The sequence below is a fragment of the Pseudoalteromonas sp. Angola-4 genome (genome assembly GCF_028599265.1).
GTDB classification, from domain to species: Bacteria; Pseudomonadota; Gammaproteobacteria; order Enterobacterales; family Alteromonadaceae; genus Pseudoalteromonas; species Pseudoalteromonas atlantica.
In genome coordinates this window covers 1-22921 of sequence record NZ_JAQREK010000030.1, presented here as the reverse complement: position 1 = coordinate 22921, position 22921 = coordinate 1, and the positions used below count along the sequence as shown (strand labels likewise).

The 22921-nt window shown below is 39.8% G+C and carries 17 protein-coding genes and 1 rRNA gene; 8 read left to right on the top strand and 10 right to left on the bottom strand.

What is annotated here, in order from left to right:
* Positions 1 to 134: 134 nt before the first annotated feature.
* The 8 genes from PSH48_RS19990 to PSH48_RS19955 all read right to left on the bottom strand — a co-directional run bounded on the left by PSH48_RS19990 (position 135) and on the right by PSH48_RS19955 (position 12074).
* A complete protein-coding gene (locus PSH48_RS19990; protein WP_273612227.1) occupies positions 135 to 3020 on the bottom strand; it encodes a type I restriction endonuclease subunit R in 2886 nt (961 codons plus the stop codon).
* Between the two features lie 55 nt (positions 3021 to 3075).
* Positions 3076 to 5070, bottom strand: a complete 1995-nt coding sequence (locus tag PSH48_RS19985) for an RNA-binding domain-containing protein (RefSeq protein WP_273612226.1) — start codon at positions 5068 to 5070, stop codon at positions 3076 to 3078.
* A gap of 6 nt (positions 5071 to 5076) precedes the next feature.
* The gene (locus tag PSH48_RS19980; protein WP_273612225.1) at positions 5077 to 6228 is read right to left on the bottom strand and encodes a restriction endonuclease subunit S; all 1152 of its coding nucleotides are present in this window, start codon (positions 6226 to 6228) and stop codon (positions 5077 to 5079) included.
* Complete coding sequence (locus PSH48_RS19975) at positions 6222 to 7796, bottom strand: type I restriction-modification system subunit M (RefSeq protein ID WP_273612224.1); 1575 nt, start codon at positions 7794 to 7796, stop codon at positions 6222 to 6224. The genes PSH48_RS19980 and PSH48_RS19975 overlap by 7 nt, the downstream gene beginning before the upstream one ends.
* A 49-nt stretch (positions 7797 to 7845) precedes the next feature.
* On the bottom strand, positions 7846 to 10197 hold the full coding sequence (locus tag PSH48_RS19970; protein WP_273612223.1) for an N-6 DNA methylase: 2352 nt from the start codon (positions 10195 to 10197) through the stop codon (positions 7846 to 7848).
* The gene (locus PSH48_RS19965; protein WP_273612222.1) at positions 10198 to 10476 is read right to left on the bottom strand and encodes a restriction endonuclease; all 279 of its coding nucleotides are present in this window, start codon (positions 10474 to 10476) and stop codon (positions 10198 to 10200) included.
* 306 nt (positions 10477 to 10782) lie between these two features.
* Positions 10783 to 11370: a hypothetical protein gene (locus PSH48_RS19960; protein WP_273612221.1), complete on the bottom strand. Its 588-nt coding sequence runs from the start codon at positions 11368 to 11370 to the stop codon at positions 10783 to 10785.
* Positions 11370 to 12074, bottom strand: coding sequence for an AHH domain-containing protein (locus PSH48_RS19955; RefSeq protein WP_273612220.1), 705 nt, complete (start codon positions 12072 to 12074; stop codon positions 11370 to 11372). Before PSH48_RS19955 ends, PSH48_RS19960 begins: the two co-directional genes overlap by 1 nt.
* A 380-nt stretch (positions 12075 to 12454) precedes the next feature.
* On the opposite strand from PSH48_RS19955, the gene gmk reads away from it, so the two are divergent.
* From gmk to PSH48_RS19930, 5 genes are all read left to right on the top strand, one after another.
* Positions 12455 to 13075 (top strand): guanylate kinase, encoded by a 621-nt coding sequence (gene gmk, locus PSH48_RS19950; RefSeq protein ID WP_064384893.1) that lies wholly within the window; start codon positions 12455 to 12457, stop codon positions 13073 to 13075.
* A 114-nt stretch (positions 13076 to 13189) separates the two neighbouring features.
* Positions 13190 to 13465, top strand: a complete 276-nt coding sequence (rpoZ, locus tag PSH48_RS19945; RefSeq protein ID WP_004588253.1) for a DNA-directed RNA polymerase subunit omega — start codon at positions 13190 to 13192, stop codon at positions 13463 to 13465.
* Between the two features lie 127 nt (positions 13466 to 13592).
* Positions 13593 to 15698, top strand: coding sequence for a bifunctional GTP diphosphokinase/guanosine-3',5'-bis pyrophosphate 3'-pyrophosphohydrolase (gene spoT, locus PSH48_RS19940; RefSeq protein ID WP_004588254.1), 2106 nt, complete (start codon positions 13593 to 13595; stop codon positions 15696 to 15698).
* 12 nt (positions 15699 to 15710) lie between these two features.
* Positions 15711 to 16103 (top strand): RidA family protein, encoded by a 393-nt coding sequence (locus tag PSH48_RS19935; protein WP_004588255.1) that lies wholly within the window; start codon positions 15711 to 15713, stop codon positions 16101 to 16103.
* A 151-nt stretch (positions 16104 to 16254) separates the two neighbouring features.
* Entirely contained in the window at positions 16255 to 17862 is a 1608-nt protein-coding gene (locus PSH48_RS19930) for a DUF342 domain-containing protein (protein ID WP_054983951.1), read from the top strand.
* 24 nt (positions 17863 to 17886) lie between these two features.
* Here the strand turns inward: PSH48_RS19930 and asnA are convergent, their stop codons facing one another.
* On the bottom strand, positions 17887 to 18882 hold the full coding sequence (gene asnA, locus PSH48_RS19925) for an aspartate--ammonia ligase (RefSeq protein ID WP_273612219.1): 996 nt from the start codon (positions 18880 to 18882) through the stop codon (positions 17887 to 17889).
* A 196-nt stretch (positions 18883 to 19078) separates the two neighbouring features.
* On the opposite strand from asnA, the gene asnC reads away from it, so the two are divergent.
* The 3 genes from asnC to recG are packed head-to-tail and all read left to right on the top strand — an operon-like array spanning position 19079 to position 22406.
* Positions 19079 to 19537 (top strand): transcriptional regulator AsnC, encoded by a 459-nt coding sequence (asnC, locus tag PSH48_RS19920; RefSeq protein WP_004588258.1) that lies wholly within the window; start codon positions 19079 to 19081, stop codon positions 19535 to 19537.
* A gap of 40 nt (positions 19538 to 19577) precedes the next feature.
* Positions 19578 to 20264: a tRNA (guanosine(18)-2'-O)-methyltransferase TrmH gene (gene trmH / locus PSH48_RS19915; RefSeq protein ID WP_004588259.1), complete on the top strand. Its 687-nt coding sequence runs from the start codon at positions 19578 to 19580 to the stop codon at positions 20262 to 20264.
* Positions 20265 to 20324: 60 nt separating this feature from the next.
* Positions 20325 to 22406 carry an ATP-dependent DNA helicase RecG gene (recG, locus tag PSH48_RS19910; RefSeq protein ID WP_273612218.1) on the top strand — a complete coding sequence of 694 codons (2082 nt, stop codon included), beginning with the start codon at positions 20325 to 20327 and terminating at the stop codon, positions 22404 to 22406.
* Between the two features lie 414 nt (positions 22407 to 22820).
* Here recG and rrf read toward each other — a convergent pair.
* Positions 22821 to 22921: ribosomal RNA gene (rrf, locus tag PSH48_RS19905) — 5S ribosomal RNA — on the bottom strand; the annotation flags it as partial.

Below are 22921 nucleotides of genomic sequence, written 5' to 3'. Positions count from 1 at the left end.
ATTGTTAGAAAGAGACAAAACAACAATAGACCAACAAGTGATAAGCAAAAAGTTCTCATCAATTTCCACCCTAAAAATTAAAAAACACGCACCGTCAACCGTTGACGGCTTAAGCAAAATACTACTACAGCCTTTTAAAACCCTGTCATAAACGTATCTACAAAGCGTTTAAATTTATCGGTAATAATGGGCAGTACTTTTTTGCGTTGTAGTAAGCTGGGTTTGGTTTCGAGTACGTCAGCGAAGTCATCCCTTAGTGGCATTTCGTCACTTAGCTCATAACGGGTTACTAACTTTTCTAAGCGTTCTTGGTTTAGCTTTTGCTCTTGGGCAAACTTCTCAAGTTCTAGGCGCTTTTCTTTTTCCCAATAAAGCTCAAACTCTTCATCAACGTCAGCACTGGCGGGAATACCCTGTAAGTGCTCGTCCATAAACTTATCTATTAATGCTTTTTTACTTAATAAGGTTGGGTCTGTGGCTATTAAGTTTGCTATTACTTGACGTTTACGGGCTTTTTCGTCGGTGCTTTCCTCACCATGTAACTCACGTAATAGTTGCAAAATATAGGTTACGTTTACTATATCGCTGTGTAGTAGCTCTAGTTCAAAATCAACGTCATCTAAAACCGATACTTTCTCTTTGCTTGAGTTCTCACGTAGTTGCCTGCCAAGGTCGGCATACTTACTCGTATAATCCTGAAACTCTTGCTCGCCCATCGAGGTAGAGTCCATATCAAAATCAGCAAAGTTGCTTAACATGTTCTTTAAGCGCATAAGCTCGCGAAACTGCCTCACAAACAACGCTTGAGCCTCTTCGTCAGGTAATGCATCAACTGAGTCAACAGTAGGCGTAATTGCCATTAGCGCTTCATAGGCGCTGTTAAAATCAGTAAGTAGCTCATTATATGAAGGTGTTTCTATGTATTCTTTAGGCTGCTTGTTCGAAAACAGCGTAAAAGCCGTGTCAGCAGCTTTTTTAAGGTTTCTGAAGCACACTACGTTACCATGCGATTTAGTCTCGCCCAATAAACGGTTAGTGCGCGAGAACGCTTGTACTAAGCCATGGTACTTAAGGTTTTTATCAACGTATAAAGTATTGAGTTTAGGAGCATCAAAGCCTGTTAAAAACATATTTACCACCAGCAATATATCAATCTCTTTGGCTTTAACGCGCTTAGATATATTTTTGTAGTAGTCTTCAAATAACTTACTATCTTTGGTGGAGTAGCTTGTGCCAAACATTGCGTTGTAGTCGTTAATAAATGAGTCTAACTTATCGCGGCTATGCAGCTTAACGGCTTGCCCTTCGTTTAAATATTTGGCTGATACTTCTTTAATTTGCGCATCATCATTACCTAATTCGTACTCTTCCTCTTCATTGGCCTCATAGCTAAATATGGTGGCAATTTTAAGGTTGTGTTTGCCCTGTGCTTTTTTGCTCGCAAACAACTCATAGTATTGAATAAGCTCAGCAACGCTTGATACACAAAACATGGCGTTATATTCACGGCTATGTGTTTTGCGGTTATGCTGGGCAATAATGTAGTCGGTTATTTTATCTAAGCGCGCAGGCGAGGTTAAAAGTTCTTTAGTGTCGATGTCTTCAACTTCAATATCTAGATTGTTGTTAGAGCCATCTTTGTATTGATAGCGCCCAACGTACTCAATAGCAAACTTAAGCACGTTAGAGTCGCGTATTGCATCCACAATTACATATGGGTGTAAGCATTCACCAAACAAATCTTTTGTGGTGCGTTTAACTGAGTTTTTAGCAACGGCGTTGTCGGCAAATATAGGCGTACCCGTAAAACCAAACAACTGCGCGTTATTAAAAAATTCAGTAATATTTTTATGCGTATCGCCAAATTGGCTGCGGTGGCACTCGTCAAATATAAACACAATGCGCTTATCTTGCAGGCTTTGCATTTCTTTTAAATAACGCTGTTTAGTCACCACGTTATTAAGCTTTTGTAGTGTAGTTACCACCAGCTTAGTATTACGGCTTTGGTTGACCTTTTTGCCTTTCATTGGCTTATCTAACAGCTGGTGGAATAACATACTGGTGTTATCTGTGCTGTCTACGGAGCCTTTTACAAACGCATTAAACTCAAGCGCTGTTTGGTAATCTAGGTCTTTACGGTCTACCACAAATACTACTTTATCAACCTCACTCAGCGAGGTCATAATTTGCGCCGCTTTAAACGAGGTTAATGTTTTACCCGAGCCTGTAGTATGCCAAATATAGCCGTTATCGGTTGTGGTTTTAACTTGCTCTACAATCGCCTCTACTGCATAAAACTGGTATGGCCTAAGCACCATTAAATACTTACCTGTTTCATTAAGCACTATGTACTTAGTAAGCATATGCGTTAAATGCAAAGGCGTTAAAAACGTTTCGGCAAAGTCATGTAACTGGCTTATTTTATTATTTTCATTATCAGTCCAGTCAAAGGTTTGCTTAGCCGACATTTCACTATTGTTAGAAAAGTACTGGCTATTAACCCCATTCGACATAACAAACAACTGCACATAGTTAAACAAACCATGGTTGGCATGAAACGAATGCTTTTGATAACGCTTAATCTGGTTAAACGCTTCTTTTAGTTCAATACCACGGCGCTTTAGCTCTATTTGTACCAGCGGCAAGCCATTAACCAATAGCGTTACATCGTATCGGTTAGTGTATGTGCCCTTTACTGTAATTTGTTGCGCTACTTGAAAGCTATTTAGCTGTGGTTCATCAAACAATAGTGTTAAATGCCTGCTATCGCCGTTATCAAGTGTTACATCAAGCTGATCGCGCAGTGTTTTGGCTTTTGCAAATATATTACCTTTACCAAGCTTACCCAATATTTGCGTGAACTCAGTATCGCTTAACGTGCAGCCATTCACTTTTTCAAGCTGCTGCTTAAGATTGACCTCAAGTGCGGCGTTATCCTTTAAAATAACGCGTGCAAAGCCTTGCTCTCTAAGCTGTGCAATTAAGTTATCTTCTAATTGTTGTTCACTTTGATAATTCATTTATACCTACAATTCCTTTGCGCTGGCCCTGTGCAATACATCCACAGCTCTATTGCTAATCTTTGTGTAACTTATAACCCTGTTCTGGGTGATTCGGTATTGTTGGATATGCCAAAAACAATACCTGCTCTTTAACCATTTTACTTAAGTAGTTACGTCTTAGCGTGTCGGGCTTCATTCCTAATAGCTGTGCTATATCACCCAACCTTAAACAGTGCGGCTGTGCTTCTTTACATAGGGCTATTATTGCTTGCTCTACTTCAGACTTCTGCTTTCTACTTGAGGCAGATCGTACTTGCTCACCTATAACCCATAGTGAACTCCATAACTCATTAGCTTCAGGTGTCTCTACTTCTGTATTGTCTTGGTCCGGAGTATTTAAAGCTAGGTCCGGACCTTCATTGCTTAACTCCGGACCTTCACTATCTAGGTCCGGACCTTCGTAATTTAACTCCGGACCTTCAAACAGTGAGAGCTGATCTAACTTCGGGGAAGCTACGAAAGTAATACTCTTGCCTGCATCATTATCAGGCGTAGGAATTTGTATCCCTTTTAAGTGATATATCTTACCTCTGTGCTGGCCTGCCGACTCTAAGTACCCTGCATTAACTAACTGACTTAACGCAAGTGTCACTTCTCTTGTATGCTCTGAGGTCAACGAGCAAATACGCTCGTGGTTAAACCATGACTCAGTAATGGCGGTAATCAAAATAGTCCGTTTAAGCTCGCTCAGCTTTTTATAACCAATACCAAAGGTATCTGTAAGGCGTTTATCAAGCTCAGGCGATACAATATTAACCATACGCAACTCTAAAAAGGTTTGATTCAGCTCATCCTTTTCATACATATGTGGGGGCTGCCAGTTTTGCGCTTTACAATTACTATATATTTTAGGAATGCCCGACCCTGCTTTTTCGCTTAAACCAATATTTAAAAACATTTGATGAATAGCAGGGTTTCGGCACTGGCTGTTCCCCCCCGCTTTAGCCTCATGCACAGGTATACGCATTAAACCTGCGTTTCTAAAGCCGATAAAGTCAGGGTGCTTTTCAATTAAAATATTACTTTCGGTATTAAACTCTGCATGTGCGAGTGTATTAACAAGCGCTTCACGAATGGCCTCATGCGCGGGTGTGGTATCTTGCCGTTGACCATCGTCGGTTAAGCTAAACCCTACTTTTAAATCTGCCGTAAGTTTACGATACACCTTACGATAAAAATCAAAAGCATTGCCCGACCAAGAACCATCAGTATAAATACGATCTATCCAGCGGTGTGTACTGTCGTCTTTTTCTTGATAATCGAGTGCAAAACTAGGCAACGCATCTTGAATAGCATCCCAATTACCAAACATCACTAAGCCAGCAAGAGTTAAACCCGCTTTGCCTGTTGCGCGGTCTTGTTGCCAGCCACGTATTGAGCGCAAAAATTCTTGGTCGCTTAATTCTAAAAAAAGATGTTGTGGTTTGGCATCAACAAACATTTGCCTATAGATACGTAGGCTTTCGGGGTCTATGTCATCAAGAGTAAAATGCTCTAAAACACGGTTATCGCGTACTTCTTCTTGCTCTGCCAGCATTTTATTTACTGCCGGTGGCAAGCACTTCTGATCGGCCTCGTAACGGCGCTGATAAGTGCCATTAAGCGGGTTTGCATTTATAAATACAGGGCGGTTTTCACGCGGGGCGCGAGGTACAGTAATCGCAATCACCGATTTGCCTTCAAGCGTTTCAATGCGCACGTCGCTTTCGCTGAGTAAATTAACACTCACTTTATTGGGGTTATTGGCCGTATCCCAAATATTCTTAATTAGCGGCGCTGGGTTTGTTATACCCTCAACTGTAAACCTGCCCTTTTTTTCTTTAATGCCCAATAAAATTAAGCCACCACGGGTATTGGCAAACGCGCTATAGGTTTCCCACATATCATTAGGCACTGTGCCATGGCCGTCGCGGCCACCAGCAAGCTTGCACTCAACCTCTACGCTTTCTTGCAAAGTTTGAATATCAATAATGTTCGCTATTGGGTTGTCGTTAATTTTATTAGTCATTATTTCTCACACAAACATTTGCTGCAGTAAGCCTTTTTTAAATAACTTGGTTTGTTCAATTTGTTCGTTAACAGCATTTATTTTTTTATCGAGCGATTGTAAAAATGTCATTATTTTGTCCTGCTCAGCCTTAGACGGTAAATTAATTGGCATCTCTTGAAATACTCCAACATTAATACGCTTAGCCTTACGGCTACCATCGGCTACTTCCCCAAAACGTTTATAGAACCGCTTCTGCTTCACTACTTCAAGTACAAAAAACTTATTAACCGCAGAGCTTACATCTAAACTAGGTAAATCTAGCGTACTTTCATAGCCGTCTAACTCATCAGGGATTATTGCAAAAGCACAGTTTAAAAAGTCTAATTTTCCATAAATAAATTGACCCGCCTGTCTTTTGTAGTACTGAGTGTTCTCACTACCTTTACTGTCATCTTTTTTAGGAGTTACACCCTTCCCCCTAATTTTAACCGTTAGCTTTTTAGCAATATCACCAGAGCTACCCTTAATTCTACTTTCGGTCATAACATCACCGATAGTTTTTACTTCCCAATCAGGAAAAGCGTTTCCATCATCGTCTTTAAAACGAATTTGTTGGCTGAAAATTTGTTGCATTACGCCTTTTTTATAGTCTTTTATTAAACGCTGCTTTTCAGTTAACTGGCTGATTTTATTATCTACAGAAGTAAGAAAGTTGGCTATTTTTTGCTGTTCATCAATTGAGTCAGGAATAAAGACATCCATTTCTGTGAGCATATCTCTTCGAACCGAATCTACAGAGTTTTTTGCACTTAGCCTGATAACTCTTTTATAAAAGTTCTTACAGAATAAAAAATATAAGTACTTACCGAAAACACCTTTGAAGTTATCTAAACAATAAACTCTTTGGTGATAATCAAACCTTCCATTAACGTAGTGATAATTTTTACCAACTCCCACACCATCACCAGAAGTTAAAATAGCTTCAGTATTTTTAGAAAAAGAGTTGATACTTTTAACGCTATCCGAACGTACATAAAAAGGGTACTTTCCACTATCTACAGCGTCTTTTGTATCTTTTCCTCCTGTCGATATGTCTGCCAAAGCCCCTAAATAAGCGTGGGTATAATTAACTGAAGAGTTAAAGTGTAAAGAAGGTTTATCTACAATATTCAGCATTTTGAAACTCCAAAAGGCGCCCTAACTCCTAACTCTTCACAAAAACCAGCAATCTTTTTATCTGTTTCAAGCATCGCTTTATCATTTGCTAACAACTGCTGCGCAACCTCACTCAAATCAACGAGTTCTTCATCTTCAAAGGTGTCTACGTAACGCGGAATATTAAGGTTGTAATCGTTTTCAGCTAAATCGGCTTGTGTGGCTGCGAATGCATATTTATCAATGAATTCGCGTTTGCTTACGGCATCTAAAATACGTTGTAAATCTTCTTCACGCATTACGTTGTTGTTAGTGCCTTTTTCAAAGTGATTACTGGCATCTATAAACAATACATTATCATTAGCGTTACGGTATTTATTTAACACCAATACACAGGTAGGAATAGACGTGCCAAAAAAGATATTAGCAGGTAAGCCTATTACCATATCAAGGTAGTTTTTTTCTTTAATAAGGTGTTTGCGTATATGCCCTTCGGCAGCACCACGAAACAACACGCCATGCGGTAACACCACCGCCATTGTGCCGTTGTCGTCAAGCTGGTGGATCATGTGTTGCACAAAAGCAAAGTCAGCCTTACTTTTAGGTGCTAGCTTACCGTAGTCGGCAAAGCGCTCGTTATTCATATGTAGCGGGTTGGCAGACCAATCAGCCGAAAAAGGAGGGTTAGCGACTACGGCACTAAAGCGTTGCTCAAGGTGTGCGGGTACTTCTAGCGTGTCGTCGTTTTGAATATCAAACTTAGTGTAATGCACGTCGTGCATAATCATGTTCATACGCGCTAGGTTATACGTACTTGGGTTTTGCTCTTGGCCGTAAAATTTTAAATCGGGGTTATTAGCCTCTTTAGCAACTCGTAACAACAATGAGCCCGAGCCACAGGTAGGGTCGTAAACCGATTTTATATGCGGGTTATTTAAGGTGACTAATTTTGCCAGTAACTTTGACACCATTTGCGGCGTATAAAACTCACCTGCTTTTTTACCCGCCCCACTGGCAAACATGCCAATAAGGTATTCGTAAGCGTCGCCCAGTATATCTATTTCACTACTTTCTAGGTGAAAGTCGATGTTATCAAGGTGCTCTAATACTTTGGCTATTAACTTGTTACGCGCATCGGGTGTTTTACCTAACTTGTTAGAGGTTAGGTCTAGCTCGTCAAACAAGCCGTTAAAATCGTCGGCGCTGTCTGCGCCCATAGTGCTTTGTTCAATGTTGTTAAGCACGTCGGTTACATCGTCTAAAATAAACTTATCGTTAGTACCACGCTCAGCAAGTACATGAAAAAGCTCTGCTGGCTTAAAAAAGTAACCTAACTTATCAAGCGCCTCTTCTTTTACTGCCTCTAAGTACTCTTGACCCTCAGCTGTTGTTTCGTCAATTTTAGCAAATACAATAGCGTCTTCACTTAGTAACTGATCGGCATAAGTGTTGAGCTTGTCTGAAAGATATTTATAAAAAATAAGCCCTAGTATGTAATCGCGAAAGTCGTCAGCAGACATGTTGCCACGTAAGCTGTTAGCAATATTCCAAAGCTGCTTTTTTAATTCTTGTTGGTGTTGTTGAACCATTAATTACTACTCTTTATCTTTAATAAAAGGCTTATATAAACCGATTTAATTACTTGTTTTTAAAATGCATCCCTATATATTTTAGTAGCTCATAACCATATAAAGCTTCTGATTCTGATGAGCGTCTAATATAAAAATCCTGATACTTATTATTCTCACCTTTCATGAAAACAGGCTCAGGAGAAGCAATACAATCTACGATAACAATATTTTTATCATCTATGATAACTGAAGATAGGCGAACCAATTTGCTAATTGAATCACCGAGCAAATTTGTCACTTTGTTTTCTAAATCTTTTAGGTATTTTTCAATTTTCTGCAAATTTAAAGCTGACATTTCTCTATCTATTCCAACCAACTTGCCAATGTCACTCACACCTAACAATAATGTGCCACCATCAGTATTAAGAAATGAAGCTATATTTTTAATTACCTTAGTTTGCTCTTCTTCGCTACGTACAACTTTTCCAGAAGTGTTGTAAACATCTTGCTCTTTGAGAAAGAAAAACTGTTTAAACTCAATTTCTTTAGTTTCATTAATCTTTACTAGAATTTTAACACGCTCAATATCGCTAATTTCAGATAAATCAAAAATAATTCTATTTGTTTGATTTGCTATTTCAGGAGCTGAGGATGGATTAGTGATTAGATCACTCTTGTAACGAGTTAGAGTGGATTCTGCTGCTTCTAATTTGTTCGCTAACTCAAGTACTTTTAGTTGCTCTGATTTTTCCGGCACATAAATCTTTAGTTTATGTAAATCTTTAATAGACAGCCTAGCAAAAGTACCTGAAGAAATGTGCTCCAGTGATAACCTGCCTAATTCTGAATCTAAGTACAACTTAGCATAACGGCAAAGCACAATATTCTCATTAAATTGAACTTCAATATAATGCTCTTGCTGTTGGGATGTTAGTTCCTCTAAGCTTGTTAGGACACGATTACGACTTTGCATTGAAGAAACAAATACAGAATTAGCTTTTGCCTCAGATCTAGCTTTCACCCTCCGCATAGACAGAACGGCTCGTTTATCTAACTCTAAAGAGCTATCAAATGAATACTCTTTAAACGTTTTATGATTCTGCTGTAATCTATCAATTATTTTTTTATTCGGTGAGTTATCAACATACTCTTTAACAGCCAAAGAGTAATTCTTAGCTTTTATATCAGCTAAACTAACAACCTTAGAGTAAGTCCCTATATCTTGAAATTCATTGTAAGTTTGAATGATATTGTTGATGTGTTCACGTGTTAACTCATTAGCCCTTCTCGACTGGAGATAGTCGTACTTGGCATCAATAAATAATGTTTTTAGCTTCTCACTTTTATTTTTGTTGATTATTAAAATACAAAGGTCAACTGAACTTGATTGCAATATTTTTGATGGTAAGGAAATTACAGCTTCGATTAAGTCTTCTGATATAAGAGCACTTCTTATATGTAATTCTGCTCGATTAGTCACCAGCATCTGAGATGAAACAAGCGTAACTAATTTACCTTCAGGGGCCAATGTAGCCAATTGATGTAACAACCAAGCATAGTTAGCGTTACTTTTAGGGGGCATTCCAAAAGCAGTTCTTTTCCCTCCTAAGTAACCCCACTCTTCATAATTAAAAAATTTCTGATTAATTGGAGGAAAGGAAATCACCTTATTAAACGTTTTAAGATCGTATGAGTTTGATTCTTTAAACTGCGGCTTTAGTAATGCGTCACCTAGCCTTATATCAACACTAAAGTTATCACTTAAAATCATGAGGACTCTAGCAAACCAAAACTCATCTAGCTGCTTTGTCTCGCCGTAAATAAAACCTTGATACTCACTCAAAGTACCATCAAAGCTTTTTGGACTAATTAACATCCGGCCAACACTAAGTGAGGGATCATATATATCCTCATTTTGCTTTAACCCCAAAAGCAACAGCATTAATTCGGCTACTTGTACTGGCAAATCAGAACCAAAGTTACCCACTCTAGGACTGAGCCATTCTTGTAAAAAGGTACCTATTTGTGTACCACAATCACTTATTAGTCTGTCATATGAATAATGAATAGACATTATTAACTCAACTAGGTAATAGCTATCTAAATGCTGAAATAAAGAGATAGGAAATATATCGTTTAGAAAGTCATTCTCAGCCTCAATTTCTACAAGATTACTAATTAGCTGCTCTTTTAAGCTGTATCTATCTGAGTTTACTAAGTTGTTAAAGTGGCAGTGTTCTGGTAAGTAGTAAGGGTAACGGTGATTTAAAACTCTTTTCCCCATTATTTCCTGATGGTAGGAAATATGGTGGTATGTAATTAATGAAATTATTAATTTATATCGCTCAAGCTTTGAGAGCGGAGACTCCCTTAGTATGTTATTCGCTTTATCGAGCACTTTCATTGCTTCTTTTTTCATTTAATCTTCCATGCTATCAAGCGCTTTTACTTCAAATACCTGTTTAGTGCTAACGCCTAAGTTATGAGTAAGCATTAGCTCTGTAAGTTGTTTACCATCTACCAGCACTATACGCTTTTCTATTAAGCCTACATATTCCAGTGCATCTTTACTAAAGCCGCTGGTGGTGATGAATACGCCCTTTTTAGCGCGGTGTATATCAAGCGCACCCGCAAAGGCTTGTATGTCTGATCTACCCATTGTTTTATTGGTATAGTATTTGGCTTGCAAGTATATCATTCTAAAAGTGGAGTAATGAAAGATTGGTGATCGCGTAACGACATACTATTCCCTGCCAGCCGTATTAGTTAGTAACTAAACAGCTAATCCATTGTTCTTATTAGTTGAGATAATATACAAATTAAGATTATGGGGCAAAGGTTATGTAAGCAGCTTTACTGTGCTTGATAAATAATTAACCCCTCGCAGAGCGCTGAGCTTACGGGTAGCGGGAGGGGTTTTGCTTTGTGAAGAGTCTAAAAATATCGTATTCACAATTAACGACTCATTAGCTACTCAATAAATTAGCCTTTGAGTTGAGCGATACTAAACAAACGGGTCTAATAAGTCTTCGTCAAATACTAAACCTTTGAGGTTGTTACTTTGGATAATATTTTTAAACTCATCAGTACAATAAACTTTTTGAGCGCCTTCCAGCTTAGACTTAAATAATAACTTATTTTGTATATCACCTTGCTCAAAGGTAAGTAACTCTAAACCGTCTTCAAACCCATCTTCGTACTTAGTCAAACACATGTCTTTTTGCTCTTGTCCGAAGGTAAGCAAATTAAACAACATCATATTGTTGCCTTCAGCTTTGACTGGCAGAAATTCTCCAAAATTTGCTAAGCGCTCTTTTAATAACTCATATACTGGCATCTTCATTATTAAAAATTTACCTAAGCGCGATATGTCATAGTTTTGCTTTTTAGCTTTACCAAAATAATCAAAGTTTAACCCCTCGGGCCATAGGTGACTAAATTCGATATTATTTAGCGAGGATGACATAAACATCCTTAGTACAGTATCTGGTTCAAGGTCACTGTGCTTTGAAAGTATTTTTGATAGTTCAACAATATTAAAGTCAATTACGTCGTATGTGCAAGCTTCGTTTTTAATTTGATATACAGTCACTATAAAGCCTTCCAGTTTTCGTCTTTTGGTGCAAGTAAACCTGCGGGTACAGTCCCCGTTTTTATTTTAACTTTAACCGTTTTCAGCCTATTCAAAAATAAAGCTTTAGGCGTAGCCGCATTACCAAAGTTAGTATTAATCCATGTCTCATAATTATATCTGTGTAGCTTTCGATGAGGCGGCGAGGCTGGGCTATCCCAGTTCTGGTCTGTATTTTTTTCAAAGTTAATTAACCATACACCGTTAATGGGATCGTTAATACCAACTCCATGCAGGTGAAGGTTAAGCCTTGTTTGTAACATATTCGCTGATTGGTATTGCCCAGTGCCACAAATAATATGGTGAGCTTCGTGCAGCTTAGTTGGTTTAGGCTCCCCTATTGCAGCCAAGTGACGGGCAAGCTTTTGTGTTGGATGATGCTTTTCTTGTTTTAATTGCGTGACTGTAGAGCTTGCACTTAGCTCTCGGTATTCTTTTAAATCTGTTTGTAAGCGAGCGTGAGCTGTAATTCTCTCTTTCTCTTTTTGCAAATGATTAAAATCACGAGCCATCTTATTTTTAAGATCTTCACTCGCCTTCCCTTTTTGAGCTATTCGCTTGTTATGGAACTCTTTAGCTTTTAACTCATAGTTATAAATAGCCATTTCTAAGGGTGAAGGATTTTGAGGTCTCTCGGGATGAGGGTATGCGTGCATAGGTTTCATAAAACACTCTTCCTTGATTATTTGATTATGTTTGGGTGTATAATACAAAAACTAAACAGTTTATCAATTTTTATGTATGTTATTCGGTACTGATTTAAGCTTATTTCCTCTTTAGTAAAATAAACTCTATTTATCAGAAACCGACTCCAAGTGGTTACTATATCGGTTACCAAATACAACACAAACACCTTTAATTATAACTAAGCCATTGATAAAAATGAAATTTAAATAACTACTCAATATTCAGATACAAAATATTGAGTAATCGTACTTGTGTGCTACTTACTTGAGCACAATTAGTTAAATAAAGTACAATAGTGTCATTAAAGGCTTGGATTATTGATTTAGTCCAAGCCTGTTTATTTTAAGTAGAGAAAAACATGGCTCAAACTCGCGGAAATTTATTTATTTTATCGGCGCCTTCTGGTGCGGGTAAATCTAGCTTAATCACGGCGTTACTAAAAAAACACGCAGATATGAAAGTATCGGTCTCGCATACCACTCGAAGCCCTCGTCCTGGTGAAGAAAATGCGGTGCATTATCACTTTGTAAGCGCCGATGAATTTAAAGCATTAATTGCCAAAGATGATTTTTTTGAATGGGCGCAAGTATTCGATAATTACTACGGTACTTCAAAGCAGGCTATTGAGTCGCAGCTGAATGCCGGTATTGATGTATTTTTAGATATTGACTGGCAAGGTGCGCAGCAAGTGCGTGAAATTATGCCAAGCGTGCAAACAATTTTTATTTTGCCTCCTTCAAAAGCAGAGCTTGAGCAGCGCTTAAATAACCGAGGCCAAGATTCTGCCGAGGTCATCGCTGGGCGTATGGCCAAAGCGCAATCAGAAACATCGCACTACAATGAATATGATTATGTTGTGGTTAACGATGATTTTGAAACCGCCCTTAGCAATATTGAAACTATCGTATTAGCGCAGCGCTTAACCTTAAAAGCCCAAGCTAGCCGTCATCACGATTTAATTACAAACTTACTTAAATAAGCCATTTATGCCCTTTACAGGGAAAACTGGTAAAAATTAACCACTGGCTATTGGCGAAACAAGCTGCTTGCAGTAAACTACGCCTTTGCTTTTAAATTATTTTGGAGTGCTGAGATGGCTCGCGTAACAGTTGAAGATGCAGTAGATGCAATTGGTAATCGTTTTGACTTAATTTTAGTTGCGGCTCGTCGTGCCCGCCAAATTGCTGTTGGTGGTAAAGACCCACTAGTAGACGCTGAAAATGACAAACCAACCGTTATCGCTCTACGTGAAATCGAAAAAGGTTTAGTTGATAGTTCATCAATGGACGTTATTGACCGTGAAGAACAACAACACCAAGAAGCAGCTGAATTAGCTGCGGTTGCTGCTATTGTTGGCGGTAATCAATAATCAACCACCCGGTTTGATTTAGTCAACGGCTCAGTATTTCTACTCTAGCCGTTGGCAATCCCCTCTTTTCATCGTATATTCTATTACTTACCGTTACTTATTGCTTCACGAGAACATTGGAGTGTGAATGTATCTTTTTGAAGGTCTTAAAAAGAAAATATCTGAATACTTGCCTGCTGCTGAAGTAGAGCTAGTGCAAAAAGCCTACGTGGTAGCCCGAGAGGCTCACGAGGGGCAAACTCGCTCAAGCGGCGAGCCGTACATTACTCACCCTGTTGAAGTAACCCAAATTCTTGCTGGCATGCACCTTGACCATGAAACACTTATGGCCGCGCTAATGCATGACGTTATTGAAGATACTGACTTTAGCCAACAGGACTTAGCCGAAATATTTGGCGATACGGTTGCCGAACTTGTTGAAGGGGTAAGTAAGCTCGATAAGCTCAGCTTTAAAGACAAAAAAGAATTCCAAGCTGAAAACTACCGAAAAATGATCATGGCTATGACCCAAGACATTCGGGTTATTTTAATTAAACTGGCCGATCGCACTCACAATATGCGTACATTAGGCGCTCTGCGCCCTGATAAGCGCCGTCGTATTGCCCGTGAAACACTTGAAATTTACGCACCTATTGCAAACCGTTTAGGTATTCACGATATTAAAAATGAGCTAGAAGATTTAGGTTTTCAGGCTTTATACCCTATGCGTCATCGCGCACTTAAATCTGAAGTGGCAAAAGCGCGAGGTAATCGCAAAGAAGTTATTTCTAACATTCAAACCGAAATAGAAGCACGTCTTGAAGAGTCTGGTATTAAGGCGACGGTTTCTGGGCGCGAAAAACACCTTTATAGCATTTATAAAAAAATGCTTAATAAAGAGCTGCTTTTTAATGAGGTAATGGATATTTACGCCTTTAGAATAAACGTAGATGCAATGGATACCTGTTATCGCGTGTTAGGTGTTGCACATAACCTATATAAACCTATCGAAACGCGTTTTAAAGACTATATTGCCGTGCCTAAAACAAATGGTTATCAGTCTTTGCATACGTCATTAGTAGGCCCACACGGTATTCCGGTAGAAATACAAGTGCGTACGCATGACATGGATCACATGGCCGATAAAGGGGTTGCTGCGCACTGGATGTATAAAAAAGCCGGTGATGGCGCGGGTAACACAGCTCAACAGCGTGCGCGTCAATGGATGCAAAGTTTGCTGGAGCTTCAGCAAAGTGCCGGCTCATCATTCGAATTTGTCGAGAACGTTAAAACCGAGCTGTTCCCAGAAGAAATATACGTATTTACCCCCGATGGCCGCATAGTAGAGTTGCCAATGGGCGCTACCGCGGTTGATTTTGCTTACGCGGTGCATACTGATGTGGGTAACACTTGTGTTGGTGCAAGGGTAAACCGTAAACCTTACCCACTAAGCAAAGCCTTAGATACTGGGCAAAGTGTTGAAATTATTACCAGCTCGGGTGCACACCCTAATGCAACCTGGTTAAACTTTATAGTTACAGGTAAAGCCCGTTTAGGGATAAGAAACTATCTTAAGAGCCAACACCAAGAAGAAGCATTGTTATTAGGCCGACGCTTACTCGATTCTGCCTTAGGTGAAAATAAGCTCGACAGCATTGCCGATGAAAATATAGCCCGCGTACTCGAAGAGCACGAGCTATCTACAGTATTAGAATTACTAGTAGAAATAGGCGCAGGTAACTTAATGAGCGTGTTAATCGCTAAACGCTTATTGCAAGAAGAAAGCGACGACTTGTCAGATATTAGCAAACAAGCCAAAGCAACCATTATTGGTACCGAAGGCATGTTGGTTAATTATTCTAAGTGTTGCCGACCTGTACCAGGGGATGCCATCACTGCACATATTAGCCAAGGTAAAGGGCTTACCGTTCACCGCCAAGAATGTAAAAACATTCGCGGCTGGGAAAACGAACGCTCAAAATACTTGGTTGTAAAATGGGATGACAATCCAGAAAAAGAATATATAGCTGCGCTACGGGTGGAAATAATTAATCACCAAGGGGCTTTGGCTAAACTCACAAATGTTGTTGCTACAACCCAAGCCAACATTGTTGAGATCACTACCGACGAAAAAGAAAGTAATTTATATGTGATAGACTTGGGCGTTACCGTTAAAAACCGCGTCCATGTTGCTAATATTATGCGCCGCATTCGCGTGATGCCTGATGTGCAAAGAGTCTATCGTAAAAAGTAAAATAGGAAACTCATGAATAAAGCATTTATTTCTACCGAAAAAGCACCTGCTGCCATCGGCACTTATAGCCAAGCGGTTAAAGTAGGTACTGCCGTTTATTTATCTGGACAAATTCCACTTGTCCCAGAAACAATGGAAATGGTTTCAGAAGACTTTAGCGAGCAGACACATCAAGTATTTAAAAACATTACAGCGGTGTGCGAAGAAGCAGGCGGTAAAATCCAAGATCTTGTTAAAATTAATATCTACCTAACAGACTTATCAAACTTTGCCACTGTGAATGAAGTAATGAGCCAATATTTCAAGCAGCCTTATCCTGCCCGTGCAGCATTAGGTGTACGTGCTCTACCAAAAGGCGCACAAGTTGAAATTGACGGCATAATGGAACTTCCTTCAACTAATTAATAAATACAGAGCTATAAACCCCCTTTATAGCTCTATTTTTTATTGCTAGCCTTTGTTTATCTCCCTTTCTTGACTCACATGTAAATATCTAGCACTCTGTAATCATGCAATAAAATCAATCTTAACTTTAGTAGTAGAAAAGGATTAACTAGTGTTTAAGCTTGCCAATAATGGGAACGTATTACTTGATGTAAGTAAGCACGCTCCACCTAGCGCCGCTTTTATAATTGATGCACTCGAGAAGTCGACGTTTTGCGAATGCAAAATTGACCACGAGGCTATTGATAATTTTTTTAAAGCGCAAAATAATGAGCCAACCTTGGTTGTAGCAAGTAAGCACGATGCATCGCTTGTGGTAACGTTAAGTGAAGATAAAATGCAAGCCATAGGTGAGCTAACCTTAGCTTATGGTGGTAAAGTACTTTCGTTAGAAGAGGGCAAAAAACAACTCATAAAAGCAGGGGTTGTACGTGGTTACAAACAAGCTTTTTTAGAGCAGCTTTTAGATAAACAATTTAACTTACCCCCAGGTACAGTGGCAAAAGGGATTCTAGCCAAAGGCCGCCTACCAGCAGAAGGCACAGCAACAAAATTTGTAGCTATGGTAGAAACCCTCAAAGATCGCCTAAAAGCACCAAAAATGAAGGAAGATGGCAGTGTTGATATGCGCGACTTTGGTAAACTGGCAAGCGTAGAGCCCGGCACTGTACTGATCCGCCAACAACCTGCAACTCCCGGTAAAGAAGGATTCACTGTAGTAGGTGACATACTACCGGCTAAACCCGGCGAAAATAAAAAGTTAGTGGCAGGCGAAGGCGCCGAAATATCAAAAACAAATCCGCTCGAGCTTGTTTCTACAACAGCGGGAGTCCCCGTAGAAATACCTAACGGTATGCGAGTTGATGATATTTTTACCATCTCTGATGTAGATGTTAAAAGCGGCCATATTGATTTTGAAGGCAGTGTTATTGTGACTAAAAACATTGACCCAGGAATGCGAGTCACGGCAAAAGGCGACATTACTGTTTTTGGCACGGTCGAATCTGGCGAATTATCAGCCGGCGGAAACATCACTGTAAAGCAAGGCATTATTGGCCATCAAAAGCTCGAAGATAAAACTTTGTCTTGCTCTATTAAAAGTGAAGGTGATGTTCATGTATCTCACGCACAATACTGTTATATGCAAGGCAAAAACATTTTTATAGACCGCCAAGCTAGCCATTGTGCGATTAAAGCAAAACACTTATTACAAGTTGGCCAAACAGAGTTACCCAAAGGGAAAATTTTTGGTGGAGAGATTCTTGATGCAACCGTGTTAATTGCTGGCGAAATAGGCAATGAATCAGGCGCAAAAATGGCTATCAATTTAGCCGCATCCGGCGCTGAAATAACGGCCGACACAGATAACTGCTTTAAAGATTTAGCAAAAACCGATGAGCAGCTTGATACCCTTCAAGCAGCACTAGAAAAAGCAGATAAAGTAAAAGATATAGAAAAAAAGAATCTGCTCATTAAAAAAATTGGCGCAACACAGCAGCATTATTGCCAACAAGCAGAGCAGCTAGAGAAAAAGTTATCTAGCCTAGATCATGAACTCCACGACCTACTAAGCGATGCAAATCTCGTCGTTAATACATCATTACACTCAGGGGTAGAGATCCATATTTTTGATAAAGTATTAAAAACTACCCGCAACTACCCACCTTGCAATATAAACCTACAAAACAATAAAGTAGAAATAAACTTTAAAACACATTAGGGCGCATTTAGCGCCCTTTATAATTTACAGTAAGCCACTTACCGTATCGTGCGTTTGCTTTGGCCATACACCGACTTGGACTTGTCCAATATGCTGCTTTTGCAGTAATAACATTGCTAAGCGCGATTGCCCTATCCCGCCACCAATTGTTTGTGGGAAAGCCTCTTCTAGTAATGCTTTATGCCAATCGAATGCTAGGCGTTCTTCATCGCCTGTTATGCTCAATTGCGCTTTTAATACATCAGGGCTTACACGAATACCCATAGATGATATTTCAAAGGCACCTTCTAACACAGGGTTCCACACTAAAATATCGCCATTTAATCCTGTGTATCCGTCAATCGTTTGGGTAGACCAATCGTCGTAATCTGGAGCGCGTACATCATGGATTTTGCCATCACCTAATGCCCCCCCAATACCAATTAAAAACACCGCACCGTACTCTTGTGCAATGGCTTTTTCGCGTTGCTTTGCGCTAAATTCAGGGTACATTTTGCGTAATTGCTCACTGTGTATAAACGTGATTTCACTAGGTAAGAATGGGGCTATACCAAAGCTTTCACTTACAAACTGCTCTGTTTGCTTAATACCAGTATAAATAGCTTTAACAGTGTCTTGTAATGTAGAGAGCGTACGTTCAGTACGTTGGCAAATTACCTTTTCCCAATCCCATTGATCAACATAAACAGAATGTATTGGGCTTAATGAGTCTTCATCTGGGCGCAACGCTTTCATTTGTGTATAAATACCTTCACCTACAGAAAAGCCGTAAGTCGCTAGCGTTTTACGTTTCCATTTAGCAAGCGAATGAACAACTTCATAGCTGCTATCGGTAATTGCTTTTACGTTAACAGCAACTGCATTCTCGTGGCCGCTCAGGTTATCTTGTGTGCCATCACCTACTTTGGCCAAAATAGGAGCCTGAACTTCAACTAACCCTAGTTGCTGCTCTAATTGCTGTGAAAAAAACTGCTTAACTTTACTTATTTGCTGCTGTTGCTGCACATAGTGTGAACTCATAATAATTGGCCTCATTCCCAGTTATTGTTACTTGCTTATTAATGAGAAAACACCCTGTAGGCGCCTTCAATGAGGTTACTGTAACGATTTAAACTTTTAATTCAATAACCCATAATAAAAATAGCTTTAATATGTAAAATCGATTAATTTACACGATATAAAAATGTAGATTCACTAATTTAAGTAAGCAAAAATAATGGAAAATTATCAAATCGATAATCTCGATAAACAGATACTTCACGCTCTAATGGCCAATGCCCGTACAGCCTACGCAGAATTAGCTAAACGGTTTGCTGTAAGTGCCGGCACAATTCACGTACGCGTAGAAAAAATGAAACAAGCGGGCATCATTACCGGCACCCAATTAAGCATTAGTACAAAGCAACTAGGTTACGATGTATGTTGCTTTATTGGTATTAACTTAAACAACGCTCGCGACTACCCAGAAACACTGATTAAACTAGAAGCATTAGAAGAAGTAGTTGAAGCTTATTACACCACGGGTAACTACAGCATTTTTATAAAGGTAATGGCCAAGTCTATCGACCATCTGCAAGACGTGCTCATTAATAAAATACAAGCTATAGAGGCTATTCAATCAACCGAGACCCTAATCTCTTTGCAAAATCCAATTAGCCGCACAGTAATGCCTTAATAGATAAAATTACGTATAATTATCAAAAAAGAGGATCACCATGCAGCAAAATCGCTACCAACGAATAAAAGACGTGCTCTCACGTCGCCAAACAGACCTAACAGTCTGCCTAGAAGACGTACATAAACATCATAATCTCTCAGCTATTGTAAGAAGTGCTGATGCAGTAGGTTGCCATCATGTGCATGCTGTATGGCCAGAAAACCAAAAATGGCTGACCAATAATACCTCTGGCGGCAGTAAAAACTGGCTAGAAACACACCTGCATAAAAATATTGATGATGCTGCTGCGATGATGCGCAAGCACAACCCAGATGTACAAATATTAGCAACACATTTGAGCGAAGATGCTGTAGATTTTAGAGAAATCGATTACACAAAACCCACAGCTATAATCGTTGGCCAAGAAAAAACGGGGATTTCTGAGCACGCGCTAAAACACGCCGATCAAAACATTATTATTCCTATGCAAGGCATGGTGCAGTCACTTAATGTATCAGTAGCTGCTGCGCTTATTTTATTTGAAGCACAACAGCAACGAGAAAAAGCAGGGCTATATAAGCGCGATATGCTAAGTGAAGAGATTAAACACCCTATGTATTTTGAAGGGTATCACCCTGTTATTGCTAAGCAATGTAGATTAAAAAACCTACCTTACCCACCACTCGATGAAGAAGGTGAAATAGTCGCTAACGAGCAGTTTTGGCAAGCTTTAAAACATGCTTGATGCTTAGCAAACCTGTGAGTACACTTAACTCATTCACAAATAAACAGATTTGAGCCTACATTGTCTAAACCTAGCTTAAGCCAATACCCTATAACAGAACTTAAAGGGGTAGGCCCAAAAATGGCCGAACGCCTACAAAAGCTAGGTATAGCTACCGTGCAAGATATGCTCTTTCATTTGCCTTTACGCTATGAAGATCGTACCCGTATTTATGCTATTAACGATGTTACTTTACACAGCCACTGCACTGTTGAGGCAACAATAGAAACAAGCCAAGTGACCTTTGGTAAACGGCGTATGTTAGTGGTGCAAATAAACGATGGTACAGGTAGGCTTACTTTACGGTTTTTTAATTTTACAGCAGCGCAAAAAAACGCATTTAGCAGTGGCAAAATAATCCGCTGCTTTGGTGAAGTAAGACGCGGGCGCGTTGGTTTTGAAATGAGCCACCCAGAATACAGCATTAGCGATACCCCAAATGAGCAACCAACCGCCGCAACACTAACCCCCGTGTATTCAACCACCGAAGGCTTAAAACAATTATCAATTAGAGCGTTAAGTGAACAAGCCATCGATTTATTACATAAGTATTCTGTTGAAGAGCTTATCCCTGAAAAATGGCAACCCTCACATATGCAATTAAGTGACGCTTTATTGCTACTTCATCGCCCTGCGAATGATGTTGACATTATTTCACTTGAACAAGGCGTGCATCCGGCACAACAACGCTTAGTATTTGAAGAGCTACTTGCCCAAAACTTAAGCTTATTAAAAGTACGTGAGCAAGGGCAGCAAGTAAGTGCAGTTTCCCTAAGCCCTACAAATACATTAGAGAGCCAATTTTTAGCGCAACTCCCTTTTGCACCGACTAATGCACAAAATAGAGTTGTAGCCGAAATAAAAGGGGATTTACAGCATGCCTACCCCATGATGCGATTAGTACAAGGTGATGTAGGCTCAGGTAAAACACTGGTTGCAGCATTAAGTGCATTAACAGCAATAGCACAAGGTTTTCAAGTTGCCCTAATGGCACCTACAGAAATCCTTTCTGAACAACACGGAATAAATTTCAAGCAATGGTTTGAAAGTCTTGGGATTAACGTTGCCTGGCTAGGCGGTAAAACTAAAGGAAAAGAGCGTACTAATACACTTGAAAAAATCGCCTCAGGAGAGGCGCAAATGATATTAGGAACGCACGCCCTATTTCAAGACGAGGTAAAGTTTAATAACTTAGTATTGATTATCATAGATGAGCAACATCGCTTTGGTGTTCATCAACGCCTCTCACTGCGTGAGAAAGGCAAATTTGGTAATTGTTACCCTCATCAGTTAGTCATGACCGCAACCCCCATTCCGCGTACATTGGCTATGACGGCCTATGCCGATTTAGAAACCTCAGTGATAGATGAGTTACCACCTGGGCGCACACCTATAACCACTGTTGCCATTCCTGATACACGCCGAGACGATATAATAAACCGTGTTAAGCTTGCCTGTAATGAACAAAGCAGGCAGGTTTATTGGGTATGTACCCTCATTGACGAATCAGAAGCTCTACAATGCCAAGCAGCTGAAGACAGCGCATTACAATTAAAAGAGGCGTTGCCAGAGCTTAATGTCGGGCTCGTTCATGGCCGTATGAAAGCCGCTGAAAAACAAGCGATAATGAGCGACTTTAAAGCAGGTAATATACACGTACTTGTTGCAACAACAGTAATAGAAGTAGGTGTAGACGTACCCAATGCCAGTTTAATTATCATAGAAAACCCTGAGCGCTTAGGATTAGCACAATTACACCAATTACGTGGGCGTGTAGGACGAGGAGCCACCGCTTCGCATTGCGTACTGTTATATCACGCCCCTCTTTCTCACACCGCTCAAAAACGTTTAGGTGTATTAAGAGACAGTAACGATGGCTTTGTCATCGCAGAGCGAGATTTAGAAATACGTGGGCCAGGTGAAGTGCTCGGCACTAAACAAACTGGCTTAGCAGAATTTAAAATAGCGGATCTTACTCGAGATAAACACACGCTAAATCAAGTCAGGCCCATTGCACAACAAATGCTAAAGCAAAACCCCGACCTTATAGACCCTTTAATTCATCGCTGGCTAGGTAATAAATCTAACTACGCACAAGCATAATTACGCTAAAGTACTCGTAAAGCTCACTGCTGAAAAGCTATATTTACCATACAAAGATGTGCGGCGAGCCTTATCCGCGGGTTTCGTGATACTCAACCCACGCTACGGAGGTGATGGAGACTGTGCGAATAATATCTGGAATGTAATTTTTACTTTTCTGTAGACGCAAAAAAGCCCGGCTCTTTCGAGTCGGGCTTTCTTTTATTTGGAGCCTGGCAATGTCGTAGTGCCCACAGCGGTAGAGAGTCACATAGCAAATGCGACATTATCATTGCGTCGGGAGTCGCTACGCTCGCCCGACCTACATGATAGGTTTAAAAGTGAGTATTAATTGCTCAATGGGCCTGGTTATTTACTAAACTCCAGACAGCAAAAAACCCGTCACATTGCTGTAACGGGTTTCTCTTATTTGGAGCCTGGCAATGTCCTACTTTCACATAGCAAATGCTACACTATCATCGGCGCTGTTTCGTTTCACTACTGAGTTCGGCATGGGGTCAGGTGGGTCCAAAACG